This is a genomic window from Pseudomonas sp. S3_A09, from assembly GCF_054668065.1.
Genome location: NZ_CP162752.1, coordinates 2285854 through 2302518, shown reverse-complemented (window position 1 = coordinate 2302518; position 16665 = coordinate 2285854). Strand labels below are relative to the sequence as shown.

At 62.4% G+C, this 16665-nt stretch carries 17 protein-coding genes and 1 other RNA gene; 10 read left to right on the top strand and 8 right to left on the bottom strand.

Annotation, left to right across the window (positions count from 1 at the left end; translation table 11 throughout):
* Nucleotides 1–28 precede the first annotated feature (28 nt).
* The 4 genes from AB4N92_RS10975 to AB4N92_RS10960 form a co-directional block, all read right to left on the bottom strand.
* Nucleotides 29–1144 carry an ABC transporter permease gene (locus tag AB4N92_RS10975; protein ID WP_010207394.1) on the bottom strand — a complete coding sequence of 372 codons (1116 nt, stop codon included), beginning with the start codon at nucleotides 1142–1144 and terminating at the stop codon, nucleotides 29–31.
* On the bottom strand, nucleotides 1144–3861 hold the full coding sequence (rbbA, locus tag AB4N92_RS10970) for a ribosome-associated ATPase/putative transporter RbbA (RefSeq protein ID WP_236266738.1): 2718 nt from the start codon (nucleotides 3859–3861) through the stop codon (nucleotides 1144–1146). The genes AB4N92_RS10975 and rbbA overlap by 1 nt, the downstream gene beginning before the upstream one ends.
* Complete coding sequence (locus tag AB4N92_RS10965) at nucleotides 3858–4823, bottom strand: HlyD family secretion protein (RefSeq protein WP_021492627.1); 966 nt, start codon at nucleotides 4821–4823, stop codon at nucleotides 3858–3860. The genes rbbA and AB4N92_RS10965 overlap by 4 nt, the downstream gene beginning before the upstream one ends.
* Before the next feature lie 69 nt (nucleotides 4824–4892).
* The gene (locus AB4N92_RS10960) at nucleotides 4893–5342 is read right to left on the bottom strand and encodes an EVE domain-containing protein (protein WP_021492628.1); all 450 of its coding nucleotides are present in this window, start codon (nucleotides 5340–5342) and stop codon (nucleotides 4893–4895) included.
* 195 nt (nucleotides 5343–5537) lie between these two features.
* Here AB4N92_RS10960 and AB4N92_RS10955 point away from each other — a divergent pair, with 195 nt between their 5' ends.
* Nucleotides 5538–5687 carry a hypothetical protein gene (locus AB4N92_RS10955; protein ID WP_010207387.1) on the top strand — a complete coding sequence of 50 codons (150 nt, stop codon included), beginning with the start codon at nucleotides 5538–5540 and terminating at the stop codon, nucleotides 5685–5687.
* An 8-nt stretch (nucleotides 5688–5695) separates the two neighbouring features.
* Here the strand turns inward: AB4N92_RS10955 and AB4N92_RS10950 are convergent, their stop codons facing one another.
* From AB4N92_RS10950 to AB4N92_RS10935, 4 genes are all read right to left on the bottom strand, one after another.
* Nucleotides 5696–6325 (bottom strand): 5-formyltetrahydrofolate cyclo-ligase, encoded by a 630-nt coding sequence (locus tag AB4N92_RS10950; protein WP_010207386.1) that lies wholly within the window; start codon nucleotides 6323–6325, stop codon nucleotides 5696–5698.
* Between the two features lie 56 nt (nucleotides 6326–6381).
* A non-coding RNA gene (gene ssrS / locus AB4N92_RS10945) (6S RNA) lies at nucleotides 6382–6560 on the bottom strand.
* Between the two features lie 30 nt (nucleotides 6561–6590).
* Nucleotides 6591–6908 carry a cell division protein ZapA gene (locus AB4N92_RS10940; protein ID WP_010207385.1) on the bottom strand — a complete coding sequence of 106 codons (318 nt, stop codon included), beginning with the start codon at nucleotides 6906–6908 and terminating at the stop codon, nucleotides 6591–6593.
* The gene (locus AB4N92_RS10935; RefSeq protein ID WP_007982902.1) at nucleotides 6905–7114 is read right to left on the bottom strand and encodes a TIGR02449 family protein; all 210 of its coding nucleotides are present in this window, start codon (nucleotides 7112–7114) and stop codon (nucleotides 6905–6907) included. The genes AB4N92_RS10940 and AB4N92_RS10935 overlap by 4 nt, the downstream gene beginning before the upstream one ends.
* Nucleotides 7115–7252: 138 nt before the next feature.
* Between AB4N92_RS10935 and AB4N92_RS10930 the strand changes: the two genes are divergently transcribed.
* The 9 genes from AB4N92_RS10930 to gcvH all read left to right on the top strand — a co-directional run bounded on the left by AB4N92_RS10930 (nucleotide 7253) and on the right by gcvH (nucleotide 16662).
* Nucleotides 7253–7810, top strand: a complete 558-nt coding sequence (locus AB4N92_RS10930; RefSeq protein ID WP_021492630.1) for a YecA/YgfB family protein — start codon at nucleotides 7253–7255, stop codon at nucleotides 7808–7810.
* 19 nt (nucleotides 7811–7829) lie between these two features.
* A complete protein-coding gene (gene pepP, locus AB4N92_RS10925; RefSeq protein WP_021492631.1) occupies nucleotides 7830–9152 on the top strand; it encodes a Xaa-Pro aminopeptidase in 1323 nt (440 codons plus the stop codon).
* Nucleotides 9149–10336: a 2-octaprenyl-6-methoxyphenyl hydroxylase gene (gene ubiH, locus AB4N92_RS10920; protein WP_010207380.1), complete on the top strand. Its 1188-nt coding sequence runs from the start codon at nucleotides 9149–9151 to the stop codon at nucleotides 10334–10336. Before pepP ends, ubiH begins: the two co-directional genes overlap by 4 nt.
* A complete protein-coding gene (locus AB4N92_RS10915; RefSeq protein WP_010207379.1) occupies nucleotides 10329–10814 on the top strand; it encodes a DUF4442 domain-containing protein in 486 nt (161 codons plus the stop codon). Before ubiH ends, AB4N92_RS10915 begins: the two co-directional genes overlap by 8 nt.
* Nucleotides 10815–10823: 9 nt before the next feature.
* Nucleotides 10824–12041, top strand: a complete 1218-nt coding sequence (locus tag AB4N92_RS10910; RefSeq protein WP_236266761.1) for a 2-octaprenyl-3-methyl-6-methoxy-1,4-benzoquinol hydroxylase — start codon at nucleotides 10824–10826, stop codon at nucleotides 12039–12041.
* A 161-nt stretch (nucleotides 12042–12202) separates the two neighbouring features.
* On the top strand, nucleotides 12203–13207 hold the full coding sequence (locus AB4N92_RS10905; protein WP_010207376.1) for an extracellular solute-binding protein: 1005 nt from the start codon (nucleotides 12203–12205) through the stop codon (nucleotides 13205–13207).
* A 163-nt stretch (nucleotides 13208–13370) separates the two neighbouring features.
* Nucleotides 13371–14987: an ABC transporter permease gene (locus tag AB4N92_RS10900; RefSeq protein ID WP_044288041.1), complete on the top strand. Its 1617-nt coding sequence runs from the start codon at nucleotides 13371–13373 to the stop codon at nucleotides 14985–14987.
* A gap of 155 nt (nucleotides 14988–15142) precedes the next feature.
* Complete coding sequence (gene gcvT / locus AB4N92_RS10895; protein ID WP_010207372.1) at nucleotides 15143–16225, top strand: glycine cleavage system aminomethyltransferase GcvT; 1083 nt, start codon at nucleotides 15143–15145, stop codon at nucleotides 16223–16225.
* A 53-nt stretch (nucleotides 16226–16278) separates the two neighbouring features.
* The gene (gcvH, locus tag AB4N92_RS10890) at nucleotides 16279–16662 is read left to right on the top strand and encodes a glycine cleavage system protein GcvH (RefSeq protein WP_010207370.1); all 384 of its coding nucleotides are present in this window, start codon (nucleotides 16279–16281) and stop codon (nucleotides 16660–16662) included.
* Nucleotides 16663–16665 lie beyond the last annotated feature (3 nt).

Sequence of the window (16665 nt, the reverse complement as noted above, 5' to 3'; positions counted from 1 at the left end):
GCTTCTATTGTGAGCAGGCTCCGGCAGGCTACGACGCGAGGCTCTTGCGGAACCTCGCCAACGCCACTGCAAAAAACAGCAACCCAATCCCCGCCAGCGCCAGCACGTCCGGCCACACCACGCTCACGCCTGCATCGCGAAACAGAATCGCCGCGCTTAAACTCACAAAGTGCGTCGATGGCGAGCCCTGCATCACCCACTGCAACCACTCGGGCATGCTGTCCAGCGGCGTGCTGCCGCCTGAGAGCAGTAGCATCGGGATAATGACTGGAATCGCCAGCAGGCCGAACTGCGGTGTCGAGCGGGCAAGCGTCGCGAGGAAAATCCCCAGCGCCGTACTGGCAAACAGGTACAGCGCCGTCACGAACAGGAACAGCCCCAGCGACCCGGCCAGCGGCACGCCAAGCAGTCCTTTGACCACCACTTCCAGCGACAGCCAGGTGCACAGCACCACCACCAGCATATTGCTCCAGATTTTTGCCAACATGATCTCCAGCGCCGTCAGCGGCAGCACCAGCAGGTGGTCGAGGGTACCGTGCTCGCGTTCGCGCAGCAGCGCGGTGCCGGTCAGGATAATGGCGAGAATAGTGATGTTGTTGACGATCTGGATCACCGCCAGGAACCAGCCGCCTTCCAGGTTGGTGTTGAACAGCGCGCGGGTAGTGAGCAGGGCGGGCGCCTGGTTGGCGGCGGCTTGCCCGCTATAGGTCAGCAGTTCCCGCTGGAAAATCCGCCCGATATAGCCCGCGCCCATGAACGCTTGGCTCATCGCCGTGGCGTCGACATTCACCTGCACGCCCGGTTGGCGCCCTGCCAGCAGGTCTGCCTGGAAGTTCGCCGGCACATTGATCACGAAGGTGTATTCGCCGCTGTCCATGACCTTGTCCAACTGGTCATAGGCCAGAGGAATGGGCGCTTGAAACTCGGGCGGCTGCAGCGCCTCGGCCATCTGGCGGGAGAGCGAGCTGTGGTCTTCATCGACAAATGCCACGCTGGCATTGTGCACGCCGATCACTGAACCGGCGGCGGGCATATAGATGGCGACGGTGAAGGCGTAGAACAGAAACAGCAGCAACACGCCGTCGTGGCGCAGGCTGGTCAGTTCCTTTATGCCCAGACGCAGGATGTGCGCGAACTTATGCATCAGGCCTCCTGCTTCTTGAGCATGATCAGGCTCAGTCCGGTGAACCCGACGAAAAACCCGAACAGCGCCAAGCACTGTGGCCACAACTGGCGCAGGTCCAGGGCCTTGGTGAACGTGCCCACGGCGATATCCAGGAAATGCCCTGCCGGGAACAGCATGCCCATCAATGCCGCCGCACCTTCCAGGGACGAGCGCGGCACGATCAGCCCGGAGAACTGGATGGTCGGCAGACTGGTGATGATCATGGTGCCGAGGATCGCCGCGATCTGCGTACGGGTGAACGCAGAAATCAGCAGGCCCATGCTGGTGGTCGCCAGCACGTAGAGCAGGCCGCCAAACGCCAGCGTCAGGCCGCTGCCCTTGAACGGCACGCCGAACAGCCAGCGGTTCATTGCCACCAATACCGCCAGGTTGACCAGGCTCACGGCCAGGTACGGCGTTTGTTTGCCGAGCAGGAATTCCAGACGGGTCAGCGGCGTGGCGTAGAAGTTGGTGATAGAGCCCAACTCCTTCTCGCGCACGATGCCGAGGGCGGTGAGCATCGCCGGGATGAACGCCAGGATCAGCGCCATCACACCGGGGCCGATGGCGTTGACGCTGACCACGTCCTGGTTATAGCGAAAGCGCGTTTCCAGCTTGGCGGCCGCTGGGTGGTTGCGGGGCAGGCTGCTCAGTTCGGCCAGTTGCTGCAGGTTCTCCTGGTGCACGGCCTCTACATAGTTACGGCTGGTTTCCGCGCGAAACGGCATGCCGCCATCGAGCCATGCGGCTACGCTGGGCTGGCGACCGGCGTAGAGGTCGCGACCAAAACCGGGAGGGATCTCCAGGGCCAGTTTGATTTCCGAGCGTTGCAGGCGCCGGTGCAGTTCATTCGAGTCCCGGATGGGCGTCTGCTCGGCGAAATAGCGTGAACTGCGAAACCCCTCCAGGTAGGCACGGCTTTGCGGCGTCTGGTCCTGGTCGTAGACGGCGAAGGCGAGGTTTTCCACATCCAGGGAAATGCCGTAGCCGAAGATCACCATCATGAACATCGCGCCCAGCAGCGCGAAGGCCATGCGTACTTTGTCGCGCAGCAGTTCCTTGCCTTCGCGGCTGGCCACGGCTAACAGGCGAGCCAGGCTGAAACCGCGTTTGCTCACGGGCGGCGCGCCGGTTTCGCTGACGGTTGCGGTGGGGGCATCGGATTTGGCTTCGCCTTGAGCCTGTTCCAGGCAGGTGACGAACGCTGCTTCCAGCGTATCGCCGTGGAATTGCCGTTGCAGCGCATCCGGCGTATCGCAGGCCAGCACCTCGCCCGCGTGCATCAGGGAGATGCGGTCGCAGCGCTGGGCTTCGTTCATAAAGTGGGTGGACAGGAAGATGGTCACACCTTGTTCGCGGGACAGCTCGATCAGCAACCGCCAGAAGTCATCCCGTGCGGCCGGGTCGACGCCCGACGTGGGTTCGTCGAGGATCAGCACTTCCGGGCGATGCAGCACCGCCACCGCCAATGACAAGCGCTGGCGCAGGCCGAGGGGCAGTTCACCGGACGGTTGTTCGGCGACGTCACCGAGATCGAAGCGCTGGATCAGCTCATCAATGCGCGGGCCACTCTCGGCCTTGGGTAAGTCGAACAGTTGCGCATGCAGCACCAGGTTCTGGCGCACGCTGAGCTCGCCATACAGTGAGAAGCTTTGCGACATGAAACCCACGCGCTTGCGGGTCGCCAGGTCCTTGGCGTTGACCGGGTTGCCCAGCAGGGTCGCGCTGCCTTCGGTGGCGGGCATCAGCCCGGTGAGCACCTTCATGGTGGTGGTCTTGCCGCAGCCGTTGGAGCCGAGGAAGCCGAAGATCTCGCCTCGGCCGATGGCGAAGCTGACCTTGTTTACCGCCGTGAAATCGCCGAAACGCAGGGTCAGGTCGTGGGCTTCGATGGCGATGTCGGTGGTGTCGCTTTCTCGCGGTGGGATCAGCAGCGGCTGGTTGCTGTGGGCGCTGTTGCCCTGGAAGTGGGTGAAGGCCTCGTCCAGTTTGCCGCTGGGTGTTGCGTCAGCCAATTCACTGCTCAGCCCGTCCGCAATCAGCTTGCCGCGATCGAGCATCAGGCAATGTTCGAATTGCTCGGCTTCCTCCATGTAGGCCGTGGCCACCAGCAGTGTCAGTTGCGGGCGTTCGCCGCGTACGCTTTCGACTAGCTCCCAGAAGCGTCTGCGTGAAAGCGGGTCGACGCCGGTGGTGGGCTCGTCGAGGATCAACAAGTCCGGGTCGTGGATCAGCGCGCAACACAGGCCGAGCTTTTGTTTCATTCCTCCGGAGAGTTTGCCGGCCGGGCGGTCGGCGAAGCGCGCAAGGTCGGTGGACAGCAGCAGGTTGTGCATGCGCTGTTCGCAGTCGGCTTTCGACAGGCCAAACAGTGTGGCAAAGAAACGGATGTTTTCGCTGATGGACAACTCGGGATACAAGTTGCCGCCCAGCCCTTGAGGCATGAAGGCGATGCGCGGGTACAGGCTATTGCGGTGGCGGCGATCTTCAATCGCACCGCCAAGCACGTTCAACTGACCGTCCTGAAGCTTTTTAACCCCGGCGATCAAGCCCAGCAGGCTCGACTTGCCCGCGCCATCCGGGCCGATCAACCCGCAGCGCGTACCGGCCGGCAGGTTGAAAGTGATGTCGACCAGGGCCTGTTGCTGGCCGTAGCGGTGGTTGATCCCCGTCGCCTGCAGCGCCAGGGCGCTCATCGCAGGTTGGCCGGCCAGTCGATGTCAGCCGTGCGCACGTAGCCTGCGCCGGGCATGCCGGGTTTGGCTTGCGGCACGGCGCTGGGTTGGGTCAGGCGCAGTTTGACGCGAAACACCAGTTTCTGGCGTTCGTCGCGGGTTTCCACTTCTTTGGGCGTGAACTGGGATTTGGCGGCTACAAAGCTGATCTTGGCCGGCAGTGGTTGGTCGGGCAGGGCATCGAGCAGGATGCGTGCGTCGCTGCCAACGGTGAGGCGGCCGGTGACGGAGGCGGGCAGGTAGAGGTTCATGTATTGGTCGTTGGGATCGATCAGCAACAGTACGCGTCCTCCCGCGCCCAGCACTTCGCCAGGCTCGGCCAGACGCAATTGGATAATCCCGTCGATGGGCGCGCGCAGGCTGCTGTCATCGATCTCGCTGGTGAGTTGGGCCACCTGGGCTTGGGCTGCGCCGATGGCGGCTTTCACCGAGGCTACCTGGGCTTGTGCGGCAACCACCGCCGCATTGCCGGTGTTCTGACGCGCTTGCTGCTGGTCGATCAGTTGGCTGCTGGCGAAGCCGCGCTTGTACAACTCTTGGGTGCGCCTGAGTTCCTGGTTCGCCAGCAGTTGTTCGCTTTGTCGCAGTTGCACATTGGCTTCGGCAGCGGCGAAGTTTTCCTTGGCGCGCAGTACTTCGGCTTCGGCCTGTGCGCGTTGGGCTTCCAGCGTGCGGGTGTCCATGCGTGCAAGTAGCTGGCCCTTGAGCACCTTGTCGCCTTCGTCCACCCGCACTTCGGCGAGGCGCCCGGGGATCTTGGCGGCAATCTGCACTTCGGTGGATTCCAGGCGGCCATTGCCCATGCTCAGGCCCTCGGGCAGGCGGTCCTGAGTGGAGCGCCAGTAGCCGAAGCCACCGGCACCCAACAACAGGGCGATGAGGGCGATGGCGAAAAGACGGGAGGTGTGGTGATTCGTCGACATGGCTGCTTCCTGCGGCATTAGCGTCCTAGTTTGAACGGTTTGCCCCGGCGGGGCCTTGATACCGATCAGTTAAAGCAAATTGATCACGGCAGCCCATTGCTCGGGCGTGACGGCCATCACCGACAACCGGCTGCCTTTTTGTACCAGGGGCAGTTCGGCCAGGGCGGTTTGCTGCTTCAGGTAACCAAGGCCCAGCACTTTGGGAAAAGTCTGGACATGGGCGACGGTGATCGCGCTCCACGGATTTTTTTCCGGGGTGGCTTTGGCGTCGAAGTAGTGGCTTTCGGGCTCCAGCGCGGTCGGGTCCGGGTAGGCCGCTTCAACGATTTTACCGATGCCGGCAATGCCGGGCTCCGGGCAGCTGGAGTGGTAGAAGAAAAACAGGTCACCCACCGCCATGGCACGCAGGAAGTTGCGCGCCTGGTAGTTGCGCACCCCGTCCCAGCGGGCTTCGCCGAGCTTTTCCAGGCCTTTGATAGAGAGTTCGTCGGGCTCGGATTTCATCAGCCAATAGGCCATTTTTGGGCTCCTGAAAAAAGCAGTGGGCAAGTTGTCAGGCAATTTGATGACAAACCGACAGTCGGTTGGCGTCAAGGTTTGCGTGTTGGTTCACGTTACCGCAGAATGCCGGCTTTTAAAGCTTGACGCAGCTGCAACGGACTACTTTGGAACGTTGTTGTCATCGTGTACGAGGTGCCTGCAGGGGGGCAATCGATGCAACGTAAACCGGATTTACTATGGATTTTGGTGATTTTGTTTGGTCTGGGCGTCGTGACCACCGGGTATGCCCAAAGCTTATGGTCGAACAAGACCGATGCACCCGTTGAACTGGCTCAGCAGCAGCCGCAACCGTTCAAACGCTGACCCCTCTTCTAAGGCGCCGCTGACTCCAGTGGCGTCTTCGCAATATACCAACGCTTATCGGTTACGGTGCCCGCCAGCGGCACATCCCAGCTTGCCTGTGCCAATCGATCGACCTTCTGACATTCGTGGGCCAGGCCCAGCAGCGTCGGCTTGCGCCAGCTCTGACGGCGCGCCAGGTAGGCCAGGCTGCGATCGTAGAACCCGCCGCCCATGCCCAGGCGTCCTCCTGCATCATCGAAACCCACCAACGGCAGCAGCACCAGGTCCAGCGCCCAGACCTTGCGTTGGCGGCTGATATTCACCCGTGGTTCCAGGATACGAAAGCGATTGGGCAGCAGCTTTTCCCCGGGCCTTACGCGCTGGAACACCATCTTGGTCCGTGGCCAGGCGCTGAGCACCGGCAGGTAGGTGGCCTTGCCCCGGCGCTGGGCTGCACGCAACAGCAGGCGCGGATCAATTTCACCGTCCGTCGGTAGATACAAGGAAATATGTTTGGCCCGACGAAACAGCGGGTGCTGTGCGAGTTGCCGATACAGGCCGTGGGCGGCCTTGCGCTGCTCGCTCGGCGTGAGGGCGCGGCGGGCTTTGCGCAACATGCGTCGAAGTTGCGGACGGGAAAGCGGCGCAGGTTCGGTCATGGTTTCGGCTCATAAAACAATGCCAGTCCGAGGACTGGCATTGAGTTTGGGAATTCAGGCTCCCCGACAGAGCCGCTGTCGACTTAGCCCTTGAACCCGAAAGTTCAAGGTGGAAGATGCAGTAGGCTTTAAGGCTTTCCGTCTAGCGGACATGCACACCAGCCCAACGTGCAACTTCCAGGGTAGTGCGAATCGGCTCAGGGACATCGCCGACTGGCAAACACGCCAGGGAGTGGGGCGAGTATACCTTAAACAGTCGCCGCAATCAGCCCTTGGGTGCGTCTGAATCGCTGGAAAGCACCAGATCGACACGCTCCAGCAGGTCACGCACCTGCTCACGCGTCGAGCCGCTGGCCTGCACGTCAGGGCGTTCCTGCTTATGCAGTAAATCGTGGGTGATATTCAGGGCGGCCATCACGGCGATGCGGTCGGCGCCGATGACTTTGCCGCTGCTGCGGATCTCACGCATCTTGCCATCCAGGTAGCGGGCGGCGCTCACCAGGTTGCTGCGCTCCTCCTGGGGGCAAATGATCGAATACTCTTTGTCGAGGATCTGCACGGTGACGCTATTGCTTGAACTCATGAGTCTTGCTCCAGGGCCTTCAGGCGCGAAATCATCGATTCGACCTTACGCCGGGCGATTTCGTTTTTTTCAATGAGGTGAGCGCGTTCCTCGCGCCAGGTCTTTTCCTGAGCTAATAGGAGTCCGTTTTGACTCTTAAGTTGCTCGACCCGAGTAATTAGCAATTCGAGTCTGGCCATCAGCGCTTGCAGGTCGGTGTCTTCCATTGGGTTCCACTGGATTTGTCTGATGAATGGCAACTGCAGGATAAACGATCTGACGCCCTTGATAGTCTTGGTACGTCTGCCGGTGCTAGGATACAGCGCTCCATTCTAGACATTGCGCCGTCTGGCGCCTAGCTCACCATGCCTATTCAGAACTCCCCGTACGACGCTTTTTCCAAACTGCTGAGCACCAGCGGCCACCCATGCTCGCCTGCCGAACTGCACGGCGTGTTGCTGGGCCGCAGTTGCACCGGCGTTGGCTTTGATGCCGACAACTGGCTGGCAGACGTGGCCGAGCTGCTGGAAACCGAACCGACCGACAACGTGCGCAACGCGCTGATCGGCCTGCAAGAGATGGTCAAGGGCGAGCTGACCGGTGATGACGTCACCGTGGTCCTGCTGCTGCCGACCGACGACGCGCCGCTCGCCGAGCGCGCCGCCGCCCTGGGCCAATGGTGCCAAGGCTTCCTCCACGGTTTCGGCGTCAACGCCGGCGGCCTGGAACTGAGCACCGACGCCAAGGAAGTGTTGCAGGACCTGGCCGCCATCTCCCAGGTGCAAGATGCCCTGGAAGAATCCGAAGACGGTGAAGGCGACTACATGGAAGTCATGGAATACCTGCGCGTCGCGCCGTTGCTGCTGTTCACCGAGACCAAGAAGTCCGCTGAGCCTGCTGCACCCAAGCCGTCGCTGCACTAAAAAGGAAGCCCATCTGCCCATGATCCATATCCCCCGAGCGGAATACACCCGACGCCGCAAGGCGCTCATGGCGCAGATGGAACCCAACAGCATCGCGATCCTGCCGGCCGCTGCCGTGGCGATCCGCAACCGTGATGTCGAGCACGTGTACCGCCAGGACAGTGACTTCCAGTACCTGAGTGGCTTCCCCGAGCCGGAAGCGGTGATCGTGCTGATGCCGGGTCGCCAGCACGGCGAGTACGTGCTGTTCTGCCGTGAGCGCAATGCCGAACGCGAACTGTGGGACGGCCTGCGCGCCGGCACCGAAGGCGCGATCCGTGACTTTGGCGCGGACGACGCGTTCCCCATCACCGATATCGACGACATCCTGCCCGGCCTTATCGAAGGCCGCGACCGGGTGTATTCGGCCATGGGCAGCAACGCCGAGTTCGATCGGCACCTGATGGACTGGATCAATGTGATCCGCTCCAAAGCCCATCTGGGCGCCCAACCGCCGAACGAATTCGTTGCCCTGGATCATCTGCTCCACGACATGCGCCTGTATAAATCGGCGGCAGAAGTGAAGGTGATGCGCGAGGCCGCGCGAATCTCCTGCGCCGCCCACGTGAAGGCGATGCAGGCCAGCCGGGCCGGCTTGCATGAGTTCAGCCTGGAAGCCGAGCTGGATTATGAATTTCGCAAAGGCGGCGCGAAGATGCCAGCCTATGGCTCCATCGTCGCCGCCGGGCGCAACAGCTGCATCCTGCATTACCAGCAGAATGACGCGGTGCTCAAGGACGGCGACCTGGTGCTGATCGACGCCGGTTGCGAGATCGACTGCTACGCCAGTGACATCACCCGCACCTGGCCGGTCAATGGCAAGTTTTCGCCGGAACAGAAGGCGATCTACGAAATAGTACTGGCTTCCCAGGAAGCCGCGTTTGCCGAGATCGCTCCGGACAAGCATTGGAACCAGGCCCACGAGGCGACGGTGCAGGTCATCACCGCCGGGCTGGTGAAGCTGGGATTGTTGCAAGGTGACGTTGACGAGCTGATCGCCAACGAAGCGTATAAAGCCTTCTACATGCACCGCGCCGGCCACTGGCTGGGCATGGATGTGCATGACGTGGGCGAGTACAAAGTGGGCGGTGAATGGCGGGTGCTGGAAGTCGGCATGGCGTTGACCGTGGAGCCGGGCATCTATATTTCGCCGGACAACCAGACTGTGGCAAAGAAATGGCGTGGCATTGGCGTACGCATCGAGGACGACGTGGTAGTGACCAAGCAAGGCTGTGAAATCCTGACCGGCGGTGTGCCCAAAACCGTGGCCGACATCGAAGCGCTGATGGCGGCTGCCCGATGAGCCGGGTCAATCTGGCAATCATCGGCGGCGGCCTGGTAGGCGCCAGCCTGGCGTTGGCGTTGCAGGCCGGGGCCAAGGCGCGGGGCTGGAAGATCGTGCTGATCGAACCCTTCGCGCCGGGCGACCACTACCAGCCAAGCTACGATGCGCGCTCTTCCGCCTTGTCCTACGGCGCGCGGCAGATCTATCAGCGCCTGGGCCTGTGGCAGGACATCGCCCGTCGCGCCGAGCCGATCAAACAGATCCACGTGTCCGACCGTGGACGCTTCTCCACCGCGCGGCTGTCTGCCATGGAAGAGGGCGTGCCGGCGCTCGGTTATGTGGTCGAAAACGCTTGGCTGGGCCAATGCCTGTGGCAAGGCCTGGATAAAGACGTGGTCAGCTGGCGTTGTCCGGCGGAAGTCACGCGCATGGAGCCGCTGCCCGATGGCTACCGCCTGACGCTCAACGATGAAACCGTCCTGGAATGCGACCTCGCCGTACTGGCTGACGGTGGCCGCTCCGGCCTGCGCGAGCAATTGGGTATTGGCGTGAAAACCCGCCCGTACAACCAGAGCGCGCTGATCGCCAACATCACCCCCAGCGAATCCCATAACGGCGAAGCGTTCGAGCGTTTCACCGATGAAGGCCCGATGGCCTTGCTACCACTGCCGGACAACCGCTGCGCGCTGGTGTGGACCCGCATCGGCATGGACGCGCAACGCCTGGCCAATCTCGACGAACGCAGCTTCCTGAGTGAATTGCAGGGCGTGTTCGGCTACCGCCTGGGCACGCTGAAGCAAGTGGGCGCTCGTCATCTGTACCCGCTGACGTTGGTTGAAGCCGAGGAACAAGTGCGCTCGCACCTGGCGGTCCTTGGCAATGCCGCCCACAGCCTGCACCCGATTGCCGGACAGGGCTTCAACCTGTCCCTGCGTGATGCGAATGCGTTGGCCGATGCTTTGCTGGCCGGGCCGCAAGTGCCGGGTGACCTGGCCACCTTGCAGGGCTATCGGGACCGACAGCGCCTCGACCAGAAACTCACCGTGGGCTTCTCCGACCAGGTCACGCGCCTGTTCGGCAGCGCCCAGCCGTTGGTCGCGCTGGGTCGCAACATGGGCCTGCTGGGCCTGGATCTGTTGCCGCCGGCCAAGCGCTGGTTCGCCCGTCAGGCCATGGGCCTGGGCACGCGCCCCGATGCGTAAGTGGTTGATCGAACGCCTCGGCAAGGCGCGGTTGTTGCGTTGGATCATGACCCTGTATCCACCGTACCTGGGCGCGGGGGTCAGCGTGCGGCATATGAGCGCCGATTTTCGTCAGGTTAAAGTGCGCATGGGCCTGGGCTGGTACAACCGCAACTATGTCGGCACGCAATTCGGCGGCAGCCTGTATTCGATGGTTGATCCGTTCTACATGCTGATGCTGATGGAGAACCTGGGCCGCGACTACATCGTGTGGGACAAGGCCGCGAGCATCGACTTTGTCTCGCCGGGCAAAGGCCCGGTGTATGCCGAATTTTCCATCGACGAAGCCTTGCTGGACGAGATTCGTCGACACACCGAAGGTGGCGAGAAGTACCTGCCCCACCTCAAGGTGCAGATTCATGACGGCTCCGGCACCCTGGTGGCGCGGGTCGACAAAACCCTTTACGTGCGGCGCAAGCCGCCAGTGAGACAGGCTTAAAGCATGGACATGCGCGCAGATGTGCTGATTGTCGGGGCCGGAATGGTCGGAAGCGCCCTGGCGCTGGCGTTGCAGGGCAGTGGCCTGCAGGTGCTGCTGCTTGACGGCAGCCCGCTGAGCGTCAAGCCGTTCGACCGTGACGCGGCCTTCGAGCCACGGGTGAGCGCCTTGTCGGCCGCCAGCCAGCGCATCCTCGAGCGCCTGGGCGTGTGGGATGGCATCGTGTCTCGGCGCGCCAGTCCTTACGGCGAGATGCAGGTGTGGGACGGCAGCGGCACCGGGCAGATCCACTTCTCGGCGGCCAGCTTGCATGCCGAGGTGCTCGGGCACATCGTCGAGAACCGCGTTGTGCAGGATGCCTTGCTCGACCGCCTGCATGACTGCGACCTGGGCCTGCTGGCCAATGCACGCCTGGAACAGATGCGCCGCTCCGGCGATGACTGGTTGCTGACCCTGGCCGACGGCCGCACGTTGCGCGCGCCGCTGGTGGTGGCTGCCGATGGTGCCAACTCCGCCGTGCGCCGCCTGACCGGCACCGCGACCCGCGAATGGGACTACCTGCATAACGCCATCGTCACCAGCGTGCGCAGCAGCGAGCCGCACCAGCGCACGGCGTGGCAACGCTTTACCGACACCGGTCCGCTGGCGTTCCTGCCGCTTGTGCGGGACGGGCAGGAGGATTGGTGTTCGATCGTCTGGTCGACGACGCCGGCCGAGTCCGAGCGCTTGATGGCGCTGGATGATGAAAGCTTCTGCCGCGAACTGGAGCGGGCTTTTGAAGGCCGTCTCGGTACGGTGCTGAGCGCCGACCCGCGCGTCTGCGTGCCGTTGCGCCAGCGTCACGCCAAACGCTACGTGGCCGAAGGCCTGGCATTGATCGGCGACGCGGCCCACGTCATCCACCCATTGGCAGGGCAGGGCGTGAACCTGGGCTTTCTTGACGCCGCGACACTGGCCGAAGTGCTGCTGTCGGCGACCGAGCGCGGCGAGCGCCTGGCAGATGTGAAGGTGCTGAGCCGCTACGAACGCCGACGCATGCCGCACAATCTGGCGCTGATGGCGGCGATGGAAGGTTTCGAGCGGTTGTTCCAGGCTGACCAACTACCGCTGCGCTGGTTGCGTAATGCCGGGTTGAAGCTGGTCGACCAGATGCCCGAAGCCAAGGCCGTGTTTGTACGCCAGGCGCTGGGCCTGACCGGCGATCTCCCAGACCTGGCCAAACCCTGACATTGAAGCCCGGTCCCTGTGGGAGCGGGCTTGCCCGCGAAGAGGCCATCAGCTCCACCGCAAAATGCTGGCTATGCAACATCTGGTAACGCCTCCACCAAGCGCTACCAAATGTGAGTCCTTATCATTTGCCCTCTTTTTGCAAATGAGAGACTGCCCCCATGTTGGCACCCAAGCGCCTCCTGACTGCTCTGGCACTCACCTTGATCGGCAGCACCACCGTGCAGGCCGCCGACGAAGTGGTGGTCTACTCCTCGCGCATCGATGAACTGATCAAGCCGGTGTTCGATGCCTACACCCAGAAAACCGGCGTGCAGGTGAAGTTCATCACCGACAAGGAAGCCCCGCTGATGCAGCGCATCAAGGCCGAGGGCGAAAACGCCACCGCCGACCTGCTGCTTACCGTCGACGCCGGCAACCTCTGGCAGGCCGAGCAGATGGGCATTCTGCAACCGTTCACCTCCCCGGTGATCGACAAGAACATCCCCCTGCAATATCGCTCTTCAAAACATACCTGGACCGGCTTGAGCCTGCGCGCGCGGACCATCGCCTATTCCACCGACCGGGTAAAACCGGGCGACCTCACCACCTACGAAGCCTTGGCCGACAAGCAGTGGGAGGGCCGTCTGTGCCTGCGCACGGCGAAAAAGGTCTACAACCAGTCGCTGACCGCCACCTTGATCGAAACCCACGGTGCGGCCAAGACCGAAGAAATCGTCAAGGGCTGGGTGAACAACCTGTCCACCGACGTGTTCTCCGATGACATCGCCGTGCTGGAAGCGATCAACGCCGGGCAGTGCGACGTGGGCATCGTCAATACCTACTACTACGGCCGCCTGCACAAGCAGAAGCCGGACCTGGCGGTAAAACTGTTCTGGCCGAACCAGGGCGACCGTGGCGTGCATGTGAACCTGTCGGGCATCGGTCTGACCCAGCACGCGCCGCACCCGGAAGCCGCCAAGGCGCTGGTGGAGTGGATGACCACGCCTGAGGCGCAGAAGATCTTTGCCGACGTGAACCAGGAGTTCCCGGCCAACCCGGCCGTGGCGCCGTCGGCGGAAGTGGCGAGCTGGGGCAAGTTCGTGGCGGACACCTTGCCGGTGGAAGTGGCGGGCAAGCGCCAGGCCGAGGCGATCCGGTTGATGGATCGAGCTGGCTGGAACTAAGCTCGGCCTCAACTGCACCGCCGATCAAATGTGGGAGCTGGCTTGCCTGCGATAGCATCACCTGGGTATCACTGATACACCGAGGTGCCTGCATCGCAGGCAAGCCAGCTCCCACATGGGTTAGCGGTGACTTCAAAATCTTCATTTGCCTGAGAGCTTTTCCTTGGCCCACCCCGCCCAACGCCGCTGGTACCTGCCGGTCTTCACCGTTGCCGCCCTGGTGCTGCTGCCGCTGAGCGTACTGCTGCTGTCCTGGCAAAGTATCGACGCACAAATCTGGTCGCACCTCTGGGAAACCCAGATGCCGCGCCTGCTGGGCAACACACTGACCCTGGTGTTGGGAGTCGGTGTCGGCGTAACCGTGCTGGGTGTCAGCCTGGCGTGGCTGACCAGCCTCTGCGAATTCCCCGGCCGGCGCTGGCTTGACTGGGCGTTGATGCTGCCCTTCGCCATCCCTGCGTATGTTCTGGCGTTCGTGTTTGTGGGGCTGCTGGACTTCTCCGGGCCTGTGCAAACCCTGCTGCGCGAATGGTTCGGCACCGGGCTGCGTCTGCCACGGGTGCGCTCCACCGGCGGTGTGATCATCGTCCTGGTGCTGGTGTTCTACCCCTACGTCTACCTGCTGGCGCGCACTGCATTCCTGGCCCAGGGCAAAGGCTTGATGGAGGCTGCACGGGTGCTGGGGCAATCGCCATGGCGAGCGTTCTGGCACGTGGCCTTGCCTATGGCGCGGCCGGCGATTGGCGCCGGGGTTGCGCTGGCGTTGATGGAGACCCTGGCGGATTTCGGTGCGGTTTCGGTGTTCAACTTCGACACGTTCACCACCGCCATCTACAAGACGTGGTACGGCTTTTTCAGCCTTTCCAGCGCTGCCCAGTTGGCCAGCCTGTTGCTGTTGGTGGTGATGCTGGTGCTGTATGGCGAGCGTCGCGCTCGGGGTGCCAGCCGACCGAGCAACGAGCGACCACGGGGCAAGGCGCTGTACCGCCTGCGGGGGTTCAAGGCGGCGGCGGCCAGTGGCTGGTGCGGGCTGGTGTTCGCCTGTGCGTTTGTCATCCCGATGCTGCAACTGGTCGTCTGGTTCTGGCAGCGTGGTCGCTTCGATCTGGATGAGCGTTATTCGGGCCTGATCATCCACACCCTTTACCTGGGCGGGATCGCCGCCTTGATCACGGTCAGCGTGGCGCTGGTGCTGGCCTTTGCCAACCGGCTGGCGCCAACGCGGGCGATCCGCTCCGGCATCAGTCTGGCCAATGTCGGTTATGCCTTGCCGGGTTCGGTGCTGGCGGTATCGATCATGTTGGCGTTCAGCTATCTGGACCGTGAACTGGTGGTGCCGTTGTCCGGCTGGTTCGGCGGCGCGGGCAAGCCATTGCTGTTGGGCAGCCTGTCGGCACTGGTGCTGGCGTATCTGGTGCGATTCCTGGCGGTGGCCTATGGACCCTTGGAAAACAGCCTGGCGCGCATCCGGCCCTCCTTGCCGGAAGCCGCGCGCAGTCTTGGCGTATGCGGTCCACGACTGTTTTGCAAAGTGTATCTGCCGTTGCTGCTGCCGGGGACCTTGAGCGCAGCGCTGCTGGTCTTTGTCGATGTGCTCAAGGAAATGCCCGCGACCCTGCTGATGCGCCCGTTCGGCTGGGACACCCTGGCCGTGCGGATCTTTGAAATGACCAGTGAAGGCGAATGGGCGCGGGCTTCTTTGCCCGCGTTGACACTGGTGCTGGTAGGCCTGTTGCCGGTGATCGGGCTGATTCGGCGCTCTGCCCGCCAAATCGGTTAGGTGCCAGTCCTACAGCTTGCGGCTACAATGCGCGGCATTCGGTGCGCTTCGTCTTTCGGAGCGGGTCGCTGAACGTGCTGCAGACCTTGTAATTCAAGGTGTTCGGCACGAACAGCAGCTCCGCGCACCTTCGCCACGCCCGGAAGGAGAAACCCATGGGACAGCGTACGCCTCTGTATGACCTGCATCTCGCCCTTGGCGCGAAAATGGTCGATTTTGGCGGTTGGGATATGCCTCTGCACTACGGCTCGCAAGTTGAAGAACACCATCAGGTGCGACGCGACTGCGGGGTGTTCGATGTATCTCATATGACCGTGATCGATGTCACCGGCCCCCAGGCCAAGGAATGGCTCCAGTACCTGCTGGCCAATGATGTCGAACGTCTGCACGACTGCGGTCGTGCGTTGTACAGCGCCATGCTTAACGAAAAGGGCGGCGTGGTGGATGACATGATTGTCTACCGCACCGAGTCCGCTTATCGCCTGGTGGTCAATGCCTCCACGCGCGACCAGGACATGACGTGGATGCACGCGCAGCTGGGCAATTACCAGGTGCAGCTGCATGAACGCCCTGAGCTGGCCATGCTCGCTATCCAAGGCCCTCACGCCCGGCAGAAGATTGCCGAGCTGGTTACCCAGTCTCGCAGCACGCTGATTCACCAGCTCAAGCCCTTCGAAGGCCAGGCCGATGGCGATTGGTTTATCGCGCGCACGGGTTACACCGGTGAAGACGGCCTGGAGATTGTCCTGCCGGCCGATCAGGCACCGGGCTTTTTCAACGACCTGGTAGGTGCCGGTATTTCACCCATCGGCCTTGGCGCCCGCGATACCCTGCGCCTGGAAGCAGGCATGAACCTCTACGGTCAGGACATTCACCAGGATATTTCGCCCCTGGCGTCGAACATGGCCTGGAGCATTGCCTGGGAGCCCGCCGAGCGTAACTTCATTGGTCGTGCTGCGCTGGAAGCGGAAAAAGCGACGGGTGTCCAGTTCAAACTGGTCGGCCTGGTACTGGAAGAGCGCGGGGTTTTACGTGCTCATCAGGTGGTTCGTATCGCCAATATTGGCGAAGGGGAGATCACCAGTGGTAGTTTCTCTCCTACGCTGAGCAAATCCATTGCCCTGGCGCGTGTACCGACGGCCACTGCCGATCGGGCCGAAGTGGAAATCCGCGGCAAGTGGTACCCGGTTCGAGTGGTCAAACCGACCTTCGTGCGCCATGGCAAAACCTTGATCTAACCTATTTTCGGCAGGCCAATGGCCGCTGACATTACCTCTTGAGGACACAGATTATGAGCGATATCCCTGCCGACCTGCGTTTCGCCGAAAGCCACGAATGGGCACGCCTGGAAGCCGACGGCACCGTGACCGTCGGTATTTCCGACCATGCACAGGAAGCGTTGGGTGATGTGGTGTTCGTTGAGCTGACCGAAGTCGGCAGCGTGTTTGACGCGGCGGCCCAGGCGGGTGTGGTGGAGTCGGTGAAGGCCGCTTCGGATATCTACTCGCCGGTAGCTGGCGAAGTGATCGCGGTGAACGAGGCCTTGAGCGACGAGCCAGAGCTGTTGAACTCCGACCCGTACGGCGCGTGGATCTTCAAGCTCAAGCCAAACGACCCGGCTGATCTGGAAAAACTGCTGGATGCTGCTGGCTACAAAGCCGCCATCGGCGAGTAAACG

Excerpts from the sequence above, each read along its gene's own strand:
- AB4N92_RS10975 (WP_010207394.1), bottom strand. The coding sequence starts at position 1,144 with ATGCATAAGTTCGCGCACATCCTGCGTCTGGGCATAAAGGAACTGACC.
- rbbA (WP_236266738.1), bottom strand. The coding sequence starts at position 3,861 with ATGAGCGCCCTGGCGCTGCAGGCGACGGGGATCAACCACCGCTACGGC.
- AB4N92_RS10965 (WP_021492627.1), bottom strand. The coding sequence starts at position 4,823 with ATGTCGACGAATCACCACACCTCCCGTCTTTTCGCCATCGCCCTCATC.
- AB4N92_RS10960 (WP_021492628.1), bottom strand. The coding sequence starts at position 5,342 with ATGGCCTATTGGCTGATGAAATCCGAGCCCGACGAACTCTCTATCAAA.
- AB4N92_RS10955 (WP_010207387.1), top strand. The coding sequence starts at position 5,538 with ATGCAACGTAAACCGGATTTACTATGGATTTTGGTGATTTTGTTTGGT.
- AB4N92_RS10950 (WP_010207386.1), bottom strand. The coding sequence starts at position 6,325 with ATGACCGAACCTGCGCCGCTTTCCCGTCCGCAACTTCGACGCATGTTG.
- AB4N92_RS10940 (WP_010207385.1), bottom strand. The coding sequence starts at position 6,908 with ATGAGTTCAAGCAATAGCGTCACCGTGCAGATCCTCGACAAAGAGTAT.
- AB4N92_RS10935 (WP_007982902.1), bottom strand. The coding sequence starts at position 7,114 with ATGGAAGACACCGACCTGCAAGCGCTGATGGCCAGACTCGAATTGCTA.
- AB4N92_RS10930 (WP_021492630.1), top strand. The coding sequence starts at position 7,253 with ATGCCTATTCAGAACTCCCCGTACGACGCTTTTTCCAAACTGCTGAGC.
- pepP (WP_021492631.1), top strand. The coding sequence starts at position 7,830 with ATGATCCATATCCCCCGAGCGGAATACACCCGACGCCGCAAGGCGCTC.
- ubiH (WP_010207380.1), top strand. The coding sequence starts at position 9,149 with ATGAGCCGGGTCAATCTGGCAATCATCGGCGGCGGCCTGGTAGGCGCC.
- AB4N92_RS10915 (WP_010207379.1), top strand. The coding sequence starts at position 10,329 with ATGCGTAAGTGGTTGATCGAACGCCTCGGCAAGGCGCGGTTGTTGCGT.
- AB4N92_RS10910 (WP_236266761.1), top strand. The coding sequence starts at position 10,824 with ATGCGCGCAGATGTGCTGATTGTCGGGGCCGGAATGGTCGGAAGCGCC.
- AB4N92_RS10905 (WP_010207376.1), top strand. The coding sequence starts at position 12,203 with ATGTTGGCACCCAAGCGCCTCCTGACTGCTCTGGCACTCACCTTGATC.
- gcvT (WP_010207372.1), top strand. The coding sequence starts at position 15,143 with ATGGGACAGCGTACGCCTCTGTATGACCTGCATCTCGCCCTTGGCGCG.
- gcvH (WP_010207370.1), top strand. The coding sequence starts at position 16,279 with ATGAGCGATATCCCTGCCGACCTGCGTTTCGCCGAAAGCCACGAATGG.